We start from the raw sequence: 15,949 nt of genomic DNA, 5'->3' as shown, positions 1-15,949 counted from the left end.
TCCCGAAGAAGGCCAGCGGCTCGTATCGGCACGCGTTGCGGGCCGTCTAGGACGCTTCTTCCGGCGCCTGGGTAGCCCTGACGAAGATCGGCGCCACCAGCAGGCCCAGCTCGAACAGCAGGCACATCGGGATGGCCAGCGAGAACTGGCTGACCACGTCCGGCGGCGTGACGATGGCGGCAATCACGAAGGCGCCGACGATGATGTAGGGACGCACTTCCTTGAGTTTCGCGATAGTAACCAAGCCCATGCGCACGAGGATCACCACCACCACGGGCACTTCGAAGGTGGCGCCAAAGGCCAGGCACATCGACATGACGAAATCGAGGTAGTTTTCGATATCGGGCGTGACGGCGATCGACGAGGGAGAGAAATCGCTGATGAAGTGGAACACGCGGCCAAACACAAAGAAATAGCAGAAGGCCACGCCGGCCATGAACAGCAGGGACGACGAGATGACCAGCGGCGCGATCAGGCGCTTTTCATGCGTGTACAGGCCGGGGGCGATGAAGGCCCACATCTGGTACAGCACCCAGGGCAAGGCGACGATGAAGGCGATCACCAGCGTCACTTTCATCGGCACCAGGAACGGCGAAATGACGCCGGTGGCGATCATTTTCGAGCCGGCAGGCAGCGAGGCGATCATCGGCGCAGCGATAAAGTCGTAGATATGCGAAGGCCCGGGCCAGTAAAACAGCACGGCGCAGACGACGGCGATACCGATCGAGGCCTTGACCAGGCGGTTGCGCAGCTCGACCAGATGCGAGATAAAGGTTTCTTCCACCGGAGATTTGCTACTCATGAGTAAAAGGAGGAGGAACTGGCGCGCGGACGAAAGCGCGCCACGCGGGCGGCCGCCGACTGCACGTGCAGCTTGCCGCCATGGCGCTGCTTGTACCAGCCGGGAATGGCGGAATTGCGCACCAGCTTCTTGCGGCGGAATTCGCGCGCCTTGCGGGCCAGGTCATCGTTGGTGGCGCGCAGCATGGCTTCATGGGCATCGTGCTGCCCCTCATACGAACTGGCATCGCCGCGCCAGGCGCTTTCCACCTCGGCCAGGTTGCCGGAGATCGAGTTTTCCACGCCATGCATGGATTTCTCCACGCTTTGCTTGACGGAATGGGCCGCATCCTGCACTTCCTTCTGCAGGTTTTTCAGCTCTTCCATTTCAATTTCGCGCGAGACTTCAGATTTCACCTGGTTCAGATAGCGTTGCGCGCGGCCATACAGGGTACCGGCCATGCGCGCCACTCTCGGCAACTTTTCAGGGCCGATGACTATCAACGCAACCACGCCGATGATGGCGATTTTAGAGAGACCGAGATCGATCATAAGCGGACAAGGGCTGTTACCGGACGAGGCAAGCGCCCCGCCACGCTATCAGAACTTGCTTTTCTCTTTCGTTTCGACGTCGATGGTGCTTTTGTCGGCCACTTGCGATGGCGCAGCAGGAGGGGTATTGGCTGCCGGGGCGTCATCTTCGCCCTTGACGCCATCCTTGAAGCCTTTGACGGCCTTGCCGATATCACCGCCGATATTGCCCAGTTTCTTGGTGCCGAAGACCAGCATCACAATGACCAGAACGATCACCCAGTGCCAAATACTCAATGAACCCATCACATTCTCCTTGCGGGACGGTGCCCGAATAGCGTCGACCAATGCCGGTAGTATACACGCGAACCCGGCGCGCAGCGAAATCAGTGTTGACCGCGCCAGGGGCGGGGACCGCCGTACACATGCATGTGCAGGTGATACACCTCTTGCCCGCCGTTCGGGCCGCTGTTGATCATGGTCTTGAAGCCCCCGGCAGGCGCGCCATCGGCGTCATAGCTGACGGCGCAGCCGAACTCGGCAGCGAGTTTCGGCGCCAGGCGCAGCAGCTTGCCCAGCATCTCCGTATGGCTATCGTCGCAGTCGGACAGGCTGGCCACGTGGCGCTTCGGGATCAACAGCAGATGCACGGGGGCGGCCGGGTTGATGTCCTTGAAGGCCAGCAAGTCCTCGTCCTCATACACGATGGTCGAGGGAATTTGTTTTGCGGCAATCTTGCAAAAAATACAGTTATCCACGCACGCTCCAATAGGTCAGTGTTTGTCTGTTTCGCCGGCGTCGCGCAGCTCATCCTTGCGTGCCGCCTTTTCTTCCAGGCCGGACAAGCCTTCGCGGCGCGCCAGCTCGTCGAGCACCTGCTGCGGCGTCAGGTCGAACTGCGCCAGCATCACCAGACTGTGAAACCACAGGTCGGCGCATTCGTACAAGACCTTCGACGGGTCGTTGTCGCGGCGCGCATCCTTGGCGGCCATCACCGTTTCCGTCGCTTCTTCGCCGATTTTTTTCAGGATGGCGTCATCGCCCTTGGCAAACAGGCGCGCGACATAGGAGGTGGCGGGGTCGCCGCCGTTGGCCAGCTTGCGCGATTCGATCACGGCGGCCAGGCGTTTTAACGTTTCACTCATTTGCTCTTGCTTTCCGCGTAAATCGTCTCGGGGTCTTTCAGGACGGGGTCGGTAACTTGCCATTCGCCCGTTTTCTCGTCGCCTTCGAATTTCTGGAAGAAGCACGAATGGCGGCCCGTATGGCAGGCGATGCCGCCGGCTTGCTCGATTTTCAGCAAGACCACGTCTTCATCGCAATCGAGGCGGATTTCCAGCACCTTTTGCGTGTGGCCGGACTCTTCGCCCTTGTGCCACAGTTTCTTGCGCGAACGGCTCCAGTACACGGCTTCGCCCAGCTCCACCGTGCGCGCCAGCGCGTCGCGGTTCATCCAGGCGAACATCAGCACGTCATTGCTGCCCGCTTCCTGCGCGATCACGGGCACCAGGCCGTGCTCGTCCCATTTGACCTTTTTCAGCCACTTGGCATTGCTTGCTACGATGGTTCCGTTTTGCATGTTCTGTATCCTGGGTACTATTTTATTTACGCCAGGCGCATGGGAATGCCCTGCTGCGCCATGAACTGCTTGGCTTCCTGCACCGTGTGCTGGCCATAGTGGAAGATGCTGGCGGCCAACACGGCGTCCGCGCGGCCCACCTTGATGCCATCGACCAGGTCTTGCAAGCCGCCCACGCCGCCCGAAGCGATGACGGGGATGCTGACGGCGTCGGACACGCCGCGCGTCAGGCCCAGGTCGAAGCCCACCTTGGTGCCGTCGCGGTCCATGCTGGTGAGCAAGATTTCGCCGGCGCCCAGGCTTTCCATTTTACGCGCCCAGTCAAAGGCGTCCAGGCCCGTGGCGGTGCGTCCGCCATGGGTAAACACTTCCCACTTGCCGGGCGACACCTGCTTGGCGTCGATGGCGACGACGATGCATTGCGAGCCGTGCTTTTGCGACGCCTCGTACACGAGCTGGGGATTCGTCACGGCCGAGGTGTTGATGCTGACCTTGTCGGCGCCCGCGTTGAGCAGCCGGCGCACGTCTTCCACCACGCGCACGCCGCCGCCCACGGTCAGCGGAATGAACACTTGCGACGCCACGGCTTCGATGATGTCGAAGATCAGGCCGCGGTTGTCGCTCGAGGCGGTAATGTCGAGGAAAGTGATTTCATCGGCGCCCTGCTCGTCATAACGGCGGGCAATTTCCACCGGGTCGCCGGCGTCGCGCAATTCCGTGAAATTGACGCCTTTGACAACGCGGCCATTGGTCACGTCCAGGCAGGGGATGATACGTTTTGCAAGCATGATGGTATCCAGATTGTCGCCAGGCCAGGGCGTGCACGCGCACACCCCGGCCGGGCTGGCTTAAACGGCGGCGTCGGTCAGTTCGTCGGCGCGTTCCTGCGCCTGCGCCAGGTCGATCGTGCCTTCATAGATGGAACGGCCGCAGATCACGCCTTCGATGCCTTCGGCCTGGACCGCGCACAGCGCTTCCACGTCGCCGATATTGTGCAGGCCGCCCGAAGCGATGACGGGGATCTTGACGGCTTGCGCCAGCTTGACGGTGGCCTCGATATTGATGCCGCCCATCATGCCGTCGCGGCCGATGTCCGTGTAGATGATCGATTCGACGCCGTAGGCTTCGAATTTTTTCGCCAGGTCGATCACTTCGTGGCCCGACATCTTGCTCCAGCCATCCGTTGCCACTTTGCCATCCTTGGCATCGAGGCCGACGATGATGTGGCCCGGGAAGGCGCCGCAGGCGTCGTGCAGGAAGCCGGGGCTCTTCACGGCCGCCGTGCCGATGATGATATAGGTGATGCCGGCGTCGAGGTAGCGCTCGATGGTGTCGAGGTCGCGGATGCCGCCGCCCAGCTGCACGGGGATTTCCTCGATGTCATTTTCCACGGCGAAATCTTGCACGGCCTTCAGGATGGCCTTCACGGCGCCTTCGTTCTTCGGCTTGCCGGCAAAGGCGCCGTTCAGGTCGACCAGGTGCAGCCGGCGCGCGCCTTGCATCAGCCAATGGCGGGCCATCTCGGCCGGGTCTTCGGAAAATACGGTGGCAAGTTCCATATCGCCTTGTTTCAGGCGTACGCAGTGACCGTCTTTCAGGTCGATGGCGGGAATGAGCAGCATGGTCAGTGTGATTTAGAGTGAGTGAGAGGCGGAAAAAAAGCCGGATAGCTAACGTTAAGGTTGCCAGTGAACGAAGTTCTTGTACAGCTGCAAGCCAGCGGCAGCGCTTTTTTCAGGGTGAAACTGTGTCGCGAAAATATTATCACGGGCGACGGCACAAGCGAACGGCGCGCCATAGACAGTCTCGCCCACCGTGTGCGCCGCTTCTTGAGGTTGAGCAAAATAGCTGTGCACAAAGTAAAAATAGGCGTTGTCGGCGATACCATCCCACATGACATGGGACGCCGTTTGCCGCACTTGGTTCCAGCCCATTTGCGGCACCTTGAAGCGCGAGCCGTCTTCCTGCACCTGGCCGTCGAGCTGGAAGCGCACGACTTTGCCTGGCAGCAAGCCCAAACCGGCCGCATCGCCCTCTTCGCTGCCGTCGAACAACATTTGCTCGCCGATGCATACGCCCAGCACGGGCTTGCTGTCGGCGGCGCGCAGCAGCGCTTCGAGCACGCCCGATTCGCGCAGGCTGCGCATGCAGTCGGGCATGGCGCCCTGGCCCGGCAAGACGATGCGGTCGGCGCTGTCGATGTCTTGCGCCAATCCGGAAATGCGCACGTCGGCTTCCGGCGCCACGGCACGCAGGGCCTGCGCCACCGAGCGCAGATTGCCCATGCCGTAATCCACCACCACAATTTTATTCATGTTTGATCCCGGAATCTACAATATAGCGAGAGCGGCGCTTACAGGCTGCCCTTGGTCGATGGAATGATGCCGGCCGCGCGCTCGTCGAGCTCGGCAGCCATGCGCAGCGCGCGGCCAAAGGCCTTGAACACGGTTTCGCATTGATGGTGGGCATTCGTACCGCGCAAGTTGTCGATATGCAATGTCACGCCCGCATGGTTGACGAAGCCACGGAAAAATTCCAGGGTCAGGTCGACGTCGAAGCCGGCGATCATGGCGCGCGTAAACGGGATGTGGTATTCGATGCCCGGGCGGCCCGAGAAATCGAGCACCACGCGCGACAGCGCCTCGTCCAGCGGCACGTACGCATGGCCGTAGCGGCGGATGCCCTTCTTGTCGCCGATAGCCTTGGCCACGGCCATGCCCAGGGTGATGCCCACGTCTTCCACCGTATGGTGGTTGTCGATATGCACGTCGCCCGTCGCTTCGATATCCAGGTCGATCAAGCCGTGGCGGGCGATCTGATCCAGCATATGATCGAGGAAGGGCACGCCGGTATTGAGCTTTTGCTGGCCCGTGCCATCGAGGTTGAGGGCGACGCGAACTTGCGTCTCATTGGTGTTGCGCGTGATTTCTGCGGTGCGGTTCATGGGAGGCTCTGGCGATAGGCTAAACGAGGGATGCCTTGAAGGCATCGTAAAAAAGGGAATTCTCTTCCGGGGTGCTGACGCTGATGCGCAGGCAATTGGCCAGCGCAGCATGCATTTTACTCATATTTTTAATTAAAACCCTGCGGGCAAGCAGTTTTGCACAAACATCGTCGGAATCAGCCACACGAATCAGAAGAAAATTTGCCTTCGAGGGAAACACGGTCACGCCCGGCAGTTCCGCCAGGCGCAGCGCCAGCGTATCGCGCGCGCTGTTGAGCAAATCCGCCTGGGCATTCAACACGTCGAGGTGGTCAAGCGCGAATTCGGCCGCCGCCTGCGTCAGCACATTCACGTTATACGGCGGGCGCACTTTTTCAAATTGCGCCAGCAGGGCCGGCGCGGCCGACATGTAGCCGAGGCGGATGCCGGCCAGGCCCAGTTTCGACACGGTACGCATCACCACCAGGTTCTCGAACTCGGGCAGGCGGCCCATGAAGCTGTGCTGCGCGAACGGCTCGTACGCTTCGTCGACGACGGCGATGCCCGTGTCGCCCAGGGCGGCCAGGATGCGTTCGATGTCGGCGCTGGCAAACAGGTTGCCCGTCGGGTTGTTCGGATAGGCGAGGAATACCAGCGCCGGGCGGTGCTGTTCGATCGCCGCCAGCATGGCCGGCATATCCAGGCTGAAGTCAGCCTGCAGGGGCACGCCGACGAAATCCATGCCGGCGAACTGCGCCGAGCGCGCATACATGACGAAGGCGGGCACGGGCGCCAGCAGCACGGCGCGCTTGCCCGGCTCCTGATGGGCGCACGCCATGGCCAGGATGGAAATGAGCTCATCGGAGCCATTGCCCAGCATGACGTCGAAGCCGGCGGGCACGCCCAGCCTGGCGCAGATGGCCGCCTGCAGGCTGGCGTACGACGGCGGATAGCGGTTCAGCGCCACGCCGGCCAGGCGCGCGCCCAGCTCCTCGCGCAGCTGCGCCGGCAGCGGATACGGATTTTCCATCGCATCGAGTTTGATGTAACCGCTGGCATCGGCTACCTGATAGCTTTTGACGGCCCGCACATCGGACCGCACGGTGTTGCTGATTAACTGATCGAGGAAAGACATGCTGCAAACACTCCTGATGGAATTAAATGGAGACTAAATGACGACGTCTTCCGGCACGGCGGCGCTGCGCGCCTTGCGGGCCGGCGCTTTTTTCGCGGCGGGCGGTTTTTTCACGGCAGCCGGTTTTTTACTGGCCGCCTTGGTGGCCTTGGGCACGGCGGCGGCGCGGCGCTTGGCTGGCGCCTTCTTTTCCACCTGCGGCACGGCCGGTTCGGCCAGCTCCTGCGCCAGCGCCGCCAATCGCTGTTCGATGATGGCGCAGTAATCGGGATTCAACTCAAAGCCGACGAAATCGCGCCCGCAGCGCTTCGCCGCCAGGGCCGTGGTGCCGCTGCCCATGAACAGGTCGAGCACCACGCCGCCGGGCGGGCACGAAGCCTTGAGCATGCGCTCGATGATTTCGAGCGGCTTTTGCGTCGGGTGGTCGGCCCGTTCCGGGTGTTCCTTGTGCAGGCGCGACACGCTCCACAAGTCTTTCGGGTTGTAGCCCACTTCCAGCCATTTGGCGCCGATGAAAATCGAGCGCGAACGGGCTTTCTTGGTGGCCGCGTCGTAGGCGATGCGCACCGCGTCAAGGTCGAAGTAGTAATCCTTGCGCTTGACGAAGAAGCCGATGGTGTCGTGCACCGATGAAAAGCTGCGCACGCTGCCGCCCATGGACGGCACGCGGCGGTCCCAGATGATTTCATTCATCATCGCCATGCGCTGTTTCAGCATGACGAAGATCTCCGGCGAATAGCGCCAGGTGAGGAAGATATACAGGCTGCCGTTGGCTTTCAGCTTGGGCAGCGCCGCATCGATCCACTGTTCCGTCCAGCGCAGGTAGTCGGCCACCGACTGCTGGTCCGACGCATTGCCGTAATCCTTGCCCAGGTTGTACGGCGGATCCGTCAGGATCAGGTCCACCGAGCCATCGGGAATGCGCGCCAGCCCCGCCAGCGCATCTTCGCAATAGACCCGGTTGACCCAGTCCGGCTGCTCCGCCATATTCGTCATGGCTGCGGCTTCAGACGCAGTTCGGCGCTGCGCGCGTGCGCCTGCAAGCCTTCGCCATACGCCAGGGTGGCGGCGACGCGGCCCAGGGTTTGCGCGCCCGCTTCACTGACGTGAATGATGGACGAGCGCTTCTGAAAGTCGTACACGCCCAGCGGCGACGAAAAGCGCGCCGTGCGCGAGGTCGGCAGCACGTGATTGGGGCCGCAGCAATAGTCGCCCAGCGATTCGGACGAAAAGCGGCCCAGGAACATGGCGCCCGCGTGGCGGATCTGCTCTGCCCACTGCTGCGGGTTTTCCGCCGAGATTTCCAGGTGTTCCGCGGCGATGCTGTTGGCGATCTCGCACGCTTCTGCCATGCTGCGCACCTTGATCAGCGCTCCGCGGTCGGCCAGCGACGTGCTGATGGTGGCCTGGCGCGGCATCGTCGGCAGCAGCTTGGCGATGCTCTCCTCGACTTGCGCGATGTAGTCCGCGTCGGGGCACAGCAGGATCGCTTGCGCCAGTTCGTCGTGCTCGGCCTGCGAAAACAGGTCCATCGCGACCCAGTCGGGGTCCGTCGTGCCGTCGCACAGCACGAGGATTTCCGACGGTCCGGCGATCATGTCGATGCCGACGATGCCGAACACGCGGCGCTTGGCGGCAGCCACGTAGGCGTTGCCGGGACCGACGATCTTGTCCACGGCGGCAATCGTCTGCGTGCCGTAGGCCAGCGCGCCGACGGCTTGCGCGCCGCCGATGGTGATCACGCGCGTCACGCCGGCAATCGCGGCGGCCGCCAGCACCATCTGGTTCTTCACGCCATCGGGCGTCGGCACGACCATGATGATTTCGCCCACGCCCGCCACGTGCGCGGGAATGGCGTTCATCAGCACGGATGACGGGTAGGCGGCCTTGCCGCCCGGGACGTAGATGCCGACCCGGTCCAGCGGCGTGATCTTCTGGCCCAGCACCGTGCCATCGGGCTCGGTGTAGGTAAAGCCGCGCAATTCCTCGCGCTGGCGTTCGTGGAAGGCGCGGATGCGCTGTGCGGCGATCTGCAGCGCCTCGCGCTGGGCCGACGGCAAGCCGTTCAAGGCTGCCTGCAATTCGGCTTGCGAAATATCAAACGCAGCCATTTCCGCCGCGCCGCCATGCGGGATGCGGTCGAAACGGTTGGTGTATTCCAGTACGGCGGCGTCGCCGCGCGTTTTCACATCGGCCAGGATTTTTGCGACCGACGTTTCAATCGCTGCATCGGTGCCCGCCTCGAACGCCAGCAGCGTATCGAGCGATTGTTGGAAACCATCCTGGCTTGAATCGAGCTTGCGTATCTGTATCGGCATAATCGGCTTTCTGCTACTGAAGGTATCTAGGCTTGCGAAGCGCGTTCAAACGCCTCGATGATCGGCTGCAAGCGCTCGCGCTTGAGCTTGAGCGCAGCCTGGTTGACCACCAGGCGTGACGAAATTTCCATGATGTGCTCGACCTCGACGAGGTTGTTCGCGCGCAAAGTGCTGCCCGTGCTGACCAGGTCGACGATGGCGTCCGACAGGCCCACCAAAGGCGCCAGCTCCATCGAGCCATACAGCTTGATCAGGTCGACGTGCACGCCCTTGGCGGCGAAATGCTCGCGCGCCGTGTGCACGAACTTGGTGGCCACGCGCAGGCGCGCGCCCTGGTGCACGGCCTTTTCGTAGTCGAAGCCGGCCTGCACCGCCACCGACATGCGGCAAGCGGCGATATTCAGGTCGATCGGCTGGTACAGGCCTTCGCCGCCGTGTTCCAGCAAGACGTCCTTGCCCGCCACGCCGAAATCGGCCGCGCCGTACTGCACGTAGGTCGGCACGTCGCTGGCGCGCACGATGATGACGCGCACGTTCGGATCGTTGGTGGCCAAAATCAGCTTGCGCGAGGTCTCCGGGTTTTCCAGCACCTTGATGCCGGCCGCTTCCAGCAGCGGCATGGTGTCCTCAAAAATGCGGCCTTTCGAGAGCGCCAGTATCAGCTGCGAATTGTCGCCCGTGTTCGATCCGTTCATGCTCGTTCCTTGTTATTTAATGCGTACGATGTTCGCGCCGACGGCCGACAATTTCACTTCCATGCGGTCGTAGCCGCGGTCGAGGTGATAGATGCGGTCGATCAGGGTTTCGCCATCGGCGGCCAGGGCCGCGATCACCAGCGACGCCGAGGCGCGCAGGTCGGTCGCCATCACGGGCGCGCCGCGCAGCTGCTTGACGCCAGCGATGATGGCCGTGTTGCCTTCGATGGTGATGTCGGCGCCCAGGCGGTTCATTTCCTGCACGTGCATGAAGCGGTTCTCGAAGATCGTCTCGGTGACGCGGCTGGCGCCATTCGCGATGGTGTTGACGGCCATGAACTGCGCCTGCATGTCGGTCGGGAAGCCCGGATATTCCGTGGTGCGGAAGCTGACGGGGTTCGGACGGGCCGACATCTCGGCACGGATCCAGTCGGCGCCGAAGGTCATCGTCAGGCCCATGGCGCGCAGCTTGTCGAGCGCCGCGTCGAGGATATCGGTGCGCACGTTGCGCAGGGTGATATCGCCGCCGGTGGCCGCCACGGCGCACAGGAAGGTGCCCGTTTCGATACGGTCGGCGATCACCGCGTGCGAAGCGCCGTGCAGGGCATCGACGCCCTGGATCACCAGGCGGCTGGTGCCGATGCCGTCGATCTTCGCGCCCATGGCCACCAGCAGGTGGGCCAGGTCGGTCACTTCCGGTTCGCAGGCGGCGTTTTCCAGGATGGTTTCGCCTTCGGCCAGGGTCGCTGCCATCAGCAGGTTCTCGGTACCGGTGACGGTGATCATGTCGGTGACGATGCGCGCGCCTTTCAGCTTGGCGCACTTGGCGTAGATGTAGCCCGCTTCGATGCGGATCTCGGCACCCAGCGCTTCGAGGCCCTTGATGTGCTGGTCGACGGGGCGCGAACCGATGGCGCAGCCGCCCGGCAGCGAGACCTTGGCTTCGCCGAAGCGCGCCAGCAGGGGGCCCAGCACGAGGATCGAGGCGCGCATGGTTTTCACCAGTTCATACGGCGCTTCCAGGGTGTCGATGGCACTGCCGTTGAGAACCACGCGGTCGCCGTCCTGCTGCACTTTCAGGCCCGTCTGGCCCAGCAGCTTCAACATGGTGGTCACGTCGTGCAGGTGCGGCACGTTCGTCAGGTCCAGGTCGCCCGCGGTCAGGAGACCCGCGCACAGGATGGGCAGGGCGGCGTTTTTCGCGCCGGAGATGGCGATGTCGCCGTTCAGGCGGTTGCCGCCGTTGATGAGGAGCTTGTCCATGTGCTTATCCTTGGAATTCTTCGGGTGTCAGGGTTTTCATCGACAGCGCGTGGATTTCTTCGCGCATGCGGTCGCCCAGCGCCGCGTAGACGATCTGGTGGCGCTGGATCAGGCGCTTGCCGGCAAACGCGGGCGAAACGATCACGGCCTGGAAGTGCTGGCCATCGCCCTCCACTTCGAGGTGCGTGCATTCGAGGCCGGCCGACAGATAGCCGTGGATCAGTTCTGGAGTGGTGGTCACGATAAGTCCTTGATATTGAATAATGTAGTGATGTGATGTGCCGCAATCAACGGCGCAATGAGTGTCGTAATCAATGTCGCAAACGATAGCCGCTCTTCAGCAGGCGGATCGACGCCAGCGCCAGGATCACGAGGAAGCCGGCGACGATGGACAAGCTGAGCCACGGGCTGACGTCGGACACGCCGAAGAAGCCGTAGCGGAAACCGTCGATCATGTAAAAGAAGGGGTTCAGATGCGATACCGTCTGCCAGAACGGCGGCAGCGAGTGGATCGAATAGAACACGCCCGACAAAAAGGTGGCCGGCATGATCAGGAAGTTCTGGAAGGCGGCCAGCTGGTCGAATTTCTCGGCCCAGATGCCGGCGATCAAGCCCATGGTGCCCAGCATGGCGGCACCCAAAAAGGCGAAGACGACGATCCACAGCGGCGCGACGAACGACAGGTCGGCGAACCAGCAAGTGATGGCAAACACGCCAAAGCCCACGGCCAGGCCGCGCGCGACGGAAGCGAGTACATACGCCGAGAAGATTTCCCAGTGCGACAGGGGCGTGAGCAGCACGAACACGAGGTTGCCCGTGATCTTGGACTGGATCAGCGAGGACGAGGAATTGGCAAACGCGTTTTGCAGCACGCTCATCATCACCAGGCCGGGAATCAGGAAGGCCGTGTAGCTGACGCCGGGGCTCGGCTCCACGCGGCCATCTAACACATGGCCGAACACCAGCAGGTACAGCATCGACGTGAGCACGGGCGCGGCCACGGTTTGCGTCGCCACTTTCCAGAAGCGCAGCGTCTCTTTGTAGACGAGGGTGCGAAATCCTGTCGAAATCATACGGTACCTTTATCCATGATCTGCAAGAAGATATCTTCCAGGTCGGCTTGTTGCAATTGCATTTCATCGATCTCGGCGCCCGCTTCGCGCAGGCGGGCGAGGATTTTTTCGACTTCGCTGTATTCGTTGACGCGCAGGCTGAACTTGTTCGGCGCCTGCTGTTCTTCCGGGTGCAGCACCAGGTGCTGCAGGTCGGCCGGCAGGCTGCCATTCTTGAGGTGCAGTTGCAGCTGCGAGCCGGCGATGCGGCGGATCAGGGCCGACATGGTGTCGAGCGCCACCACCTTGCCGGTCTTCAGCATGGCCACGCGCTGGCACATGGCTTGCGCCTCTTCCAGGTAGTGCGTGGTCAGCACGACCGTGTGGCCGCCTTCGCGGTTCAGGCGCGAGATGAACTTCCACAGGGTCTGGCGCAGTTCCACGTCGACGCCGGCCGTCGGCTCATCGAGCACGATGACGGGCGGCTTGTGCACCAGCGCCTGGGCCACGAGCACGCGGCGCTTCATGCCGCCGGACAGGGCGCGCATATTCGTGTCGGCCTTGCCGGTCAGGTCGAGGTTTTCCATGACCTCGTCGATCCACTTGTCGTTGTTCGGCAAGCCGAAATAGCCGGACTGCAGGCGCAGGGTTTCGCGCACGGTGAAAAACGGGTCGAATACCAGTTCCTGCGGCACCACGCCCAGGTTGCGGCGCGCATTGCGGAAGTCCGTGACCACGTCGTGGCCATGGATCTTGACGGTGCCCGCGTCGGGGCGTATCAGGCCGGCGATGATGGAAATGAGGGTGGTCTTGCCGGCGCCATTCGGGCCGAGCAGGCCGAAAAACTCGCCTTCTTCGATGGCCAGCGACACGCCGCCCAGCGCCTTGAGCGATTTATAGCTCTTTTCTACATTCGTTATTTGAATTGCGGTCATGTGCTTGTTTCAAGTGTAATGCGTCTGGTGTGATGCGCCAGTTGCCGGTGCAATGCAGGCCGGCTGGCCGGTGCAGGGCGCCCCTTCCGCAGAGGGTGGCGCAACAGTCAATTATAGTTGGAAACTTCGTGGAACACTTGGAGATCAATCCGACGGCGCTGCTGGCCTGCCGGCTTGAAAGCTACTGCTGATGCGGGGAGTGGGACAGGATCAATGATGATGCAGGTCGGACGGGCTGCGTTCGGCGTGACCGCCGGCGCTGGCGCAGTCGTCGGTCGTCAACGTGCTCGAAACGAGCGAGCAGACGCCATACAGCTTGGTGAGGTTTTTCAGGTTGTCCGGCAGGTTTTTCAGCTCCAGCACGCCGCCGGCATCCTGCGCGGCGCGCTGCCACGTCAGCATGACGGAGACGGCTGCCGAATCGACGGCCTTGACGTTGCGCAAGTCAAACTTCGTCTGACCCGAGCGGATGGCGTCCAGACCCTGCTCCAATGCCGAAGTGGCATTGTGCACGGTCAGGGAAGTCAGGGACTGCAAGGTGTCGAGAGAGTCGGGCATGGCGTCGGGCTGCGCTGGTCTGGAGCTGGGTCAGGAGCTATATGATAGCCGATTATTTGGCTTTGGCAGCGGGACGGCTGGCCAGGGCCTTGTTTTTTGCCTGCAAGGTCTTGATCAGGCCATCGATGCCGCCCTTGCTGATCTCGCTGGCGAAGCTGCTTTTGTACGTTTCCACCAGCCACGCGCCCAGCACGTTGATGTCATAGATCTTCCAGCCGGATGGGGTTTTCGCCACGCGGTAGTTCAGGGGCACGGGTTCGCCGCGCGCCACGTTTACCTGCGAGCGCACTTCCACTTCCGTGTCGGCCGGGTCGGCGCGCAGCGGCTTGAATTCCACGGTTTCGTTCTTGATCTGCGACAAAGCGCCCGAATACGTGTAGATCAGCAGGGTGCGGAATTCGCTGGACAGCTGCTTTTGCTGGTCCGGCGTGGCGTCGCGCCAGAAGCGGCCGGCGGCCAGGGCCGTCATGCGCTGGAAATCCACGTACGGCAGGATCTTGCTTTCCACCAATTCGGTGACGCGCTTGATATCGCCAGCCTGGATGGCCTTGTCGTTCTTGGCCGTCTCGATCACGTCCTGGCTGATGCGTTTGACCAAGACGTCCGGCGCTTCCACGGCGGGAGCGGCCTGGGCGGCGGTGGCAAAGGCGATGGTAGCCATCGCCAGCAGTTGTTTCATCAATTTCATGGTTCTACCTTTCATGGTGTTGCTATGCACCGGCTGGCGTCGATCGCAGCCGTGGTGTTTCTTTACCGCAGTTTACTCCTGAGGCCTAGCCTGGGAAGCCACGGTATTGCTACCAGATGTTACGAGGTCCGCCGGCGCCACATCGGCCGCGGCCGTCGCAGGCGGCGTTTCCGCTGGGACAGGCTGCGGCTGCGCCTCATAGGCCGGCTCGTAATCGCTGGTGTCGTTTTTTGGCACTTTGCGGTCGCGGCGGTCCGTATCGCCATCGAAAACCTTGCTTTCGCGCGCCTGCAGGAAGCCGTCGCGGATGAATTCATAACGGTCCAGCGCGGCCGCTTCCATCAGGTTGGTCGCGTCGAGCAGCGCGGCGCGCTTGTCGACCACGCGCGTCACCGTGCCGATATTGCGCACCGAGACAGGATCCTTGTAGCGCCATGGGTCGCCCGTGATATCGAGCGGCAGGGCCACCGTGTCGCGCACGGTCGATGGGCCCAGCAGCGGCAGCATCACGTACGGACCAGGCTGGACGCCATACCAGCCCAGGGTCTGGCCAAAGTCTTCGTTATGCTTCGGAATGCCCGCCTGCGACGCGATGTCGATCAGGCCGAAGATGCCGAAGGTCGAGTTCATGCTGACGCGCACGACGTCTTGCAAGCCCGCCTCACCCTTGCCTTGCAGCAAGTTGTTCACGGCGCTCCACACATCGGACAAGTTGCCGAAGAAATTGCCCACGCCCGTTTGCACGAACGATGGCGTGACGGTCTTGTAAGCCGTGGCGACCGGTTTCAGGGCCACCTGGTCGACGGTGTCGTTGAACTTGAACATGGCGCGGTTGTAACCCTCGAGCGGGTCGCGCGGATTGGTGCCGGTGGCGCAAGCGCTCACGCTGGCGGCGATGGCCAGGGCCAGGCCGATACGCGCCAGGCTGCCTTGGGATTGTTTGGTCGACTCGCTCATTTGCTGTCCTTTCCTTCCGCTGCCTTGCTGTAGATGAACTGATTGATCAGGTCTTCCAGCACTGTGGCCGATTGAGTACGGGCGATCTTGTCGCCCTCCGCCAGGTTCGCCAGATCGCCGCCTGCTTCCAGGCCGATATATTGCTCACCCAGCAAACCGGCCGTCAAAATCTTGGCCGAGCTGTCTTTCGGAAATTTGTAGCCATCTTCGATGTCGAGTTTCACCAGCGCCTGATACGTCTTGTCGTCAAAGCGGATCTCCGCCACGCGCCCCACCACCACGCCAGCGCCCTTGACGGGCGCCTGCGGCTTGAGGCCGCCAATATTGTCGAACTTGGCACTAATGGTATACGTCTTGCTGAAAGACAGCGAGCTCATATTGCCGGCCTTGAGCGCCAGAAACATCAATGCCGCCACACCCAGCAAGACGAACAAGCCGACCCAGACATCCAAAGATTTACGTTGCATAAACAATCCTAAATAATTTTTACTTGCTGCCGCCTGCGCAACATCTTGCCCAGGCCCGCTGTTTTGTC

General features: G+C 62.1%; 22 protein-coding genes. All 22 read right to left on the bottom strand.

What is annotated here, in order from left to right:
• Positions 1-46: 46 nt before the first annotated feature.
• The 22 genes from tatC to mlaD all read right to left on the bottom strand — a co-directional run bounded on the left by tatC (position 47) and on the right by mlaD (position 15,881).
• On the bottom strand, positions 47-802 hold the full coding sequence (gene tatC, locus O0879_RS27670; RefSeq protein ID WP_077398220.1) for a twin-arginine translocase subunit TatC: 756 nt from the start codon (positions 800-802) through the stop codon (positions 47-49).
• The gene (tatB, locus tag O0879_RS27665) at positions 799-1,332 is read right to left on the bottom strand and encodes a Sec-independent protein translocase protein TatB (RefSeq protein WP_289914055.1); all 534 of its coding nucleotides are present in this window, start codon (positions 1,330-1,332) and stop codon (positions 799-801) included. The genes tatC and tatB overlap by 4 nt, the downstream gene beginning before the upstream one ends.
• A gap of 48 nt (positions 1,333-1,380) precedes the next feature.
• Positions 1,381-1,617, bottom strand: a complete 237-nt coding sequence (gene tatA, locus O0879_RS27660; protein ID WP_034780931.1) for a Sec-independent protein translocase subunit TatA — start codon at positions 1,615-1,617, stop codon at positions 1,381-1,383.
• 80 nt (positions 1,618-1,697) lie between these two features.
• Positions 1,698-2,069, bottom strand: a complete 372-nt coding sequence (locus O0879_RS27655; RefSeq protein ID WP_034780933.1) for a histidine triad nucleotide-binding protein — start codon at positions 2,067-2,069, stop codon at positions 1,698-1,700.
• A 15-nt stretch (positions 2,070-2,084) separates the two neighbouring features.
• Positions 2,085-2,456: a phosphoribosyl-ATP diphosphatase gene (locus tag O0879_RS27650; RefSeq protein WP_034753849.1), complete on the bottom strand. Its 372-nt coding sequence runs from the start codon at positions 2,454-2,456 to the stop codon at positions 2,085-2,087.
• Positions 2,453-2,890 (bottom strand): phosphoribosyl-AMP cyclohydrolase, encoded by a 438-nt coding sequence (hisI, locus tag O0879_RS27645; protein WP_034753847.1) that lies wholly within the window; start codon positions 2,888-2,890, stop codon positions 2,453-2,455. Before hisI ends, O0879_RS27650 begins: the two co-directional genes overlap by 4 nt.
• 26 nt (positions 2,891-2,916) lie before the next feature.
• Positions 2,917-3,678 carry an imidazole glycerol phosphate synthase subunit HisF gene (gene hisF, locus O0879_RS27640; protein WP_099666082.1) on the bottom strand — a complete coding sequence of 254 codons (762 nt, stop codon included), beginning with the start codon at positions 3,676-3,678 and terminating at the stop codon, positions 2,917-2,919.
• Between the two features lie 60 nt (positions 3,679-3,738).
• Positions 3,739-4,512 carry a 1-(5-phosphoribosyl)-5-[(5-phosphoribosylamino)methylideneamino]imidazole-4-carboxamide isomerase gene (gene hisA, locus O0879_RS27635; protein ID WP_070219639.1) on the bottom strand — a complete coding sequence of 258 codons (774 nt, stop codon included), beginning with the start codon at positions 4,510-4,512 and terminating at the stop codon, positions 3,739-3,741.
• Between the two features lie 54 nt (positions 4,513-4,566).
• Positions 4,567-5,205 (bottom strand): imidazole glycerol phosphate synthase subunit HisH, encoded by a 639-nt coding sequence (hisH, locus tag O0879_RS27630; RefSeq protein ID WP_099666081.1) that lies wholly within the window; start codon positions 5,203-5,205, stop codon positions 4,567-4,569.
• 38 nt (positions 5,206-5,243) lie between these two features.
• Positions 5,244-5,834: an imidazoleglycerol-phosphate dehydratase HisB gene (hisB, locus tag O0879_RS27625; protein WP_010402123.1), complete on the bottom strand. Its 591-nt coding sequence runs from the start codon at positions 5,832-5,834 to the stop codon at positions 5,244-5,246.
• Positions 5,835-5,853: 19 nt separating this feature from the next.
• Entirely contained in the window at positions 5,854-6,948 is a 1,095-nt protein-coding gene (gene hisC, locus O0879_RS27620; RefSeq protein WP_289919839.1) for a histidinol-phosphate transaminase, read from the bottom strand.
• Positions 6,949-6,981: 33 nt separating this feature from the next.
• Positions 6,982-7,935 carry a site-specific DNA-methyltransferase gene (locus tag O0879_RS27615; RefSeq protein ID WP_289919982.1) on the bottom strand — a complete coding sequence of 318 codons (954 nt, stop codon included), beginning with the start codon at positions 7,933-7,935 and terminating at the stop codon, positions 6,982-6,984.
• 5 nt (positions 7,936-7,940) lie between these two features.
• Positions 7,941-9,266 (bottom strand): histidinol dehydrogenase, encoded by a 1,326-nt coding sequence (gene hisD / locus O0879_RS27610; protein WP_099666079.1) that lies wholly within the window; start codon positions 9,264-9,266, stop codon positions 7,941-7,943.
• 26 nt (positions 9,267-9,292) lie between these two features.
• Positions 9,293-9,961: an ATP phosphoribosyltransferase gene (hisG, locus tag O0879_RS27605; protein ID WP_230523264.1), complete on the bottom strand. Its 669-nt coding sequence runs from the start codon at positions 9,959-9,961 to the stop codon at positions 9,293-9,295.
• Between the two features lie 12 nt (positions 9,962-9,973).
• Complete coding sequence (gene murA / locus O0879_RS27600; protein ID WP_289919833.1) at positions 9,974-11,224, bottom strand: UDP-N-acetylglucosamine 1-carboxyvinyltransferase; 1,251 nt, start codon at positions 11,222-11,224, stop codon at positions 9,974-9,976.
• A 4-nt stretch (positions 11,225-11,228) separates the two neighbouring features.
• The gene (locus tag O0879_RS27595; protein ID WP_034753824.1) at positions 11,229-11,465 is read right to left on the bottom strand and encodes a BolA/IbaG family iron-sulfur metabolism protein; all 237 of its coding nucleotides are present in this window, start codon (positions 11,463-11,465) and stop codon (positions 11,229-11,231) included.
• Between the two features lie 70 nt (positions 11,466-11,535).
• A complete protein-coding gene (locus tag O0879_RS27590; protein WP_099379209.1) occupies positions 11,536-12,297 on the bottom strand; it encodes an ABC transporter permease in 762 nt (253 codons plus the stop codon).
• On the bottom strand, positions 12,294-13,211 hold the full coding sequence (locus tag O0879_RS27585) for an ABC transporter ATP-binding protein (RefSeq protein WP_077398228.1): 918 nt from the start codon (positions 13,209-13,211) through the stop codon (positions 12,294-12,296). The genes O0879_RS27590 and O0879_RS27585 overlap by 4 nt, the downstream gene beginning before the upstream one ends.
• 210 nt (positions 13,212-13,421) lie before the next feature.
• Positions 13,422-13,769 (bottom strand): STAS domain-containing protein, encoded by a 348-nt coding sequence (locus O0879_RS27580; protein WP_077398229.1) that lies wholly within the window; start codon positions 13,767-13,769, stop codon positions 13,422-13,424.
• 52 nt (positions 13,770-13,821) lie between these two features.
• Complete coding sequence (locus O0879_RS27575) at positions 13,822-14,457, bottom strand: ABC transporter substrate-binding protein (protein ID WP_099666076.1); 636 nt, start codon at positions 14,455-14,457, stop codon at positions 13,822-13,824.
• Positions 14,458-14,529: 72 nt separating this feature from the next.
• A complete protein-coding gene (locus O0879_RS27570) occupies positions 14,530-15,414 on the bottom strand; it encodes a VacJ family lipoprotein (RefSeq protein ID WP_077398231.1) in 885 nt (294 codons plus the stop codon).
• Positions 15,411-15,881, bottom strand: coding sequence for an outer membrane lipid asymmetry maintenance protein MlaD (mlaD, locus tag O0879_RS27565; protein WP_070346035.1), 471 nt, complete (start codon positions 15,879-15,881; stop codon positions 15,411-15,413). The genes O0879_RS27570 and mlaD overlap by 4 nt, the downstream gene beginning before the upstream one ends.
• Positions 15,882-15,949: the final 68 nt, after the last annotated feature.

This window comes from Janthinobacterium sp. SUN120 (assembly GCF_030397735.1).
Taxonomy (GTDB): domain Bacteria; phylum Pseudomonadota; class Gammaproteobacteria; order Burkholderiales; family Burkholderiaceae_D; genus Janthinobacterium; species Janthinobacterium kumbetense.
Note: the sequence above shows the minus strand (reverse complement) of the source record. Positions and strands in the feature narration are given on the sequence as shown.

Excerpts from the sequence above, each read along its gene's own strand:
- tatB (WP_289914055.1), bottom strand. The coding sequence starts at position 1,332 with ATGATCGATCTCGGTCTCTCTAAAATCGCCATCATCGGCGTGGTTGCG.
- O0879_RS27575 (WP_099666076.1), bottom strand. The coding sequence starts at position 14,457 with ATGAAATTGATGAAACAACTGCTGGCGATGGCTACCATCGCCTTTGCC.
- hisA (WP_070219639.1), bottom strand. The coding sequence starts at position 4,512 with ATGCTGCTCATTCCCGCCATCGACCTGAAAGACGGTCACTGCGTACGC.
- O0879_RS27570 (WP_077398231.1), bottom strand. The coding sequence starts at position 15,414 with ATGAGCGAGTCGACCAAACAATCCCAAGGCAGCCTGGCGCGTATCGGC.
- mlaD (WP_070346035.1), bottom strand. The coding sequence starts at position 15,881 with ATGCAACGTAAATCTTTGGATGTCTGGGTCGGCTTGTTCGTCTTGCTG.
- tatA (WP_034780931.1), bottom strand. The coding sequence starts at position 1,617 with ATGGGTTCATTGAGTATTTGGCACTGGGTGATCGTTCTGGTCATTGTG.
- O0879_RS27590 (WP_099379209.1), bottom strand. The coding sequence starts at position 12,297 with ATGATTTCGACAGGATTTCGCACCCTCGTCTACAAAGAGACGCTGCGC.
- tatC (WP_077398220.1), bottom strand. The coding sequence starts at position 802 with ATGAGTAGCAAATCTCCGGTGGAAGAAACCTTTATCTCGCATCTGGTC.
- O0879_RS27580 (WP_077398229.1), bottom strand. The coding sequence starts at position 13,769 with ATGCCCGACTCTCTCGACACCTTGCAGTCCCTGACTTCCCTGACCGTG.
- hisD (WP_099666079.1), bottom strand. The coding sequence starts at position 9,266 with ATGCCGATACAGATACGCAAGCTCGATTCAAGCCAGGATGGTTTCCAA.
- O0879_RS27585 (WP_077398228.1), bottom strand. The coding sequence starts at position 13,211 with ATGACCGCAATTCAAATAACGAATGTAGAAAAGAGCTATAAATCGCTC.
- hisH (WP_099666081.1), bottom strand. The coding sequence starts at position 5,205 with ATGAATAAAATTGTGGTGGTGGATTACGGCATGGGCAATCTGCGCTCG.
- hisC (WP_289919839.1), bottom strand. The coding sequence starts at position 6,948 with ATGTCTTTCCTCGATCAGTTAATCAGCAACACCGTGCGGTCCGATGTG.
- O0879_RS27615 (WP_289919982.1), bottom strand. The coding sequence starts at position 7,935 with ATGGCGGAGCAGCCGGACTGGGTCAACCGGGTCTATTGCGAAGATGCG.
- hisB (WP_010402123.1), bottom strand. The coding sequence starts at position 5,834 with ATGAACCGCACCGCAGAAATCACGCGCAACACCAATGAGACGCAAGTT.
- hisI (WP_034753847.1), bottom strand. The coding sequence starts at position 2,890 with ATGCAAAACGGAACCATCGTAGCAAGCAATGCCAAGTGGCTGAAAAAG.
- O0879_RS27650 (WP_034753849.1), bottom strand. The coding sequence starts at position 2,456 with ATGAGTGAAACGTTAAAACGCCTGGCCGCCGTGATCGAATCGCGCAAG.
- hisG (WP_230523264.1), bottom strand. The coding sequence starts at position 9,961 with ATGAACGGATCGAACACGGGCGACAATTCGCAGCTGATACTGGCGCTC.
- hisF (WP_099666082.1), bottom strand. The coding sequence starts at position 3,678 with ATGCTTGCAAAACGTATCATCCCCTGCCTGGACGTGACCAATGGCCGC.
- murA (WP_289919833.1), bottom strand. The coding sequence starts at position 11,224 with ATGGACAAGCTCCTCATCAACGGCGGCAACCGCCTGAACGGCGACATC.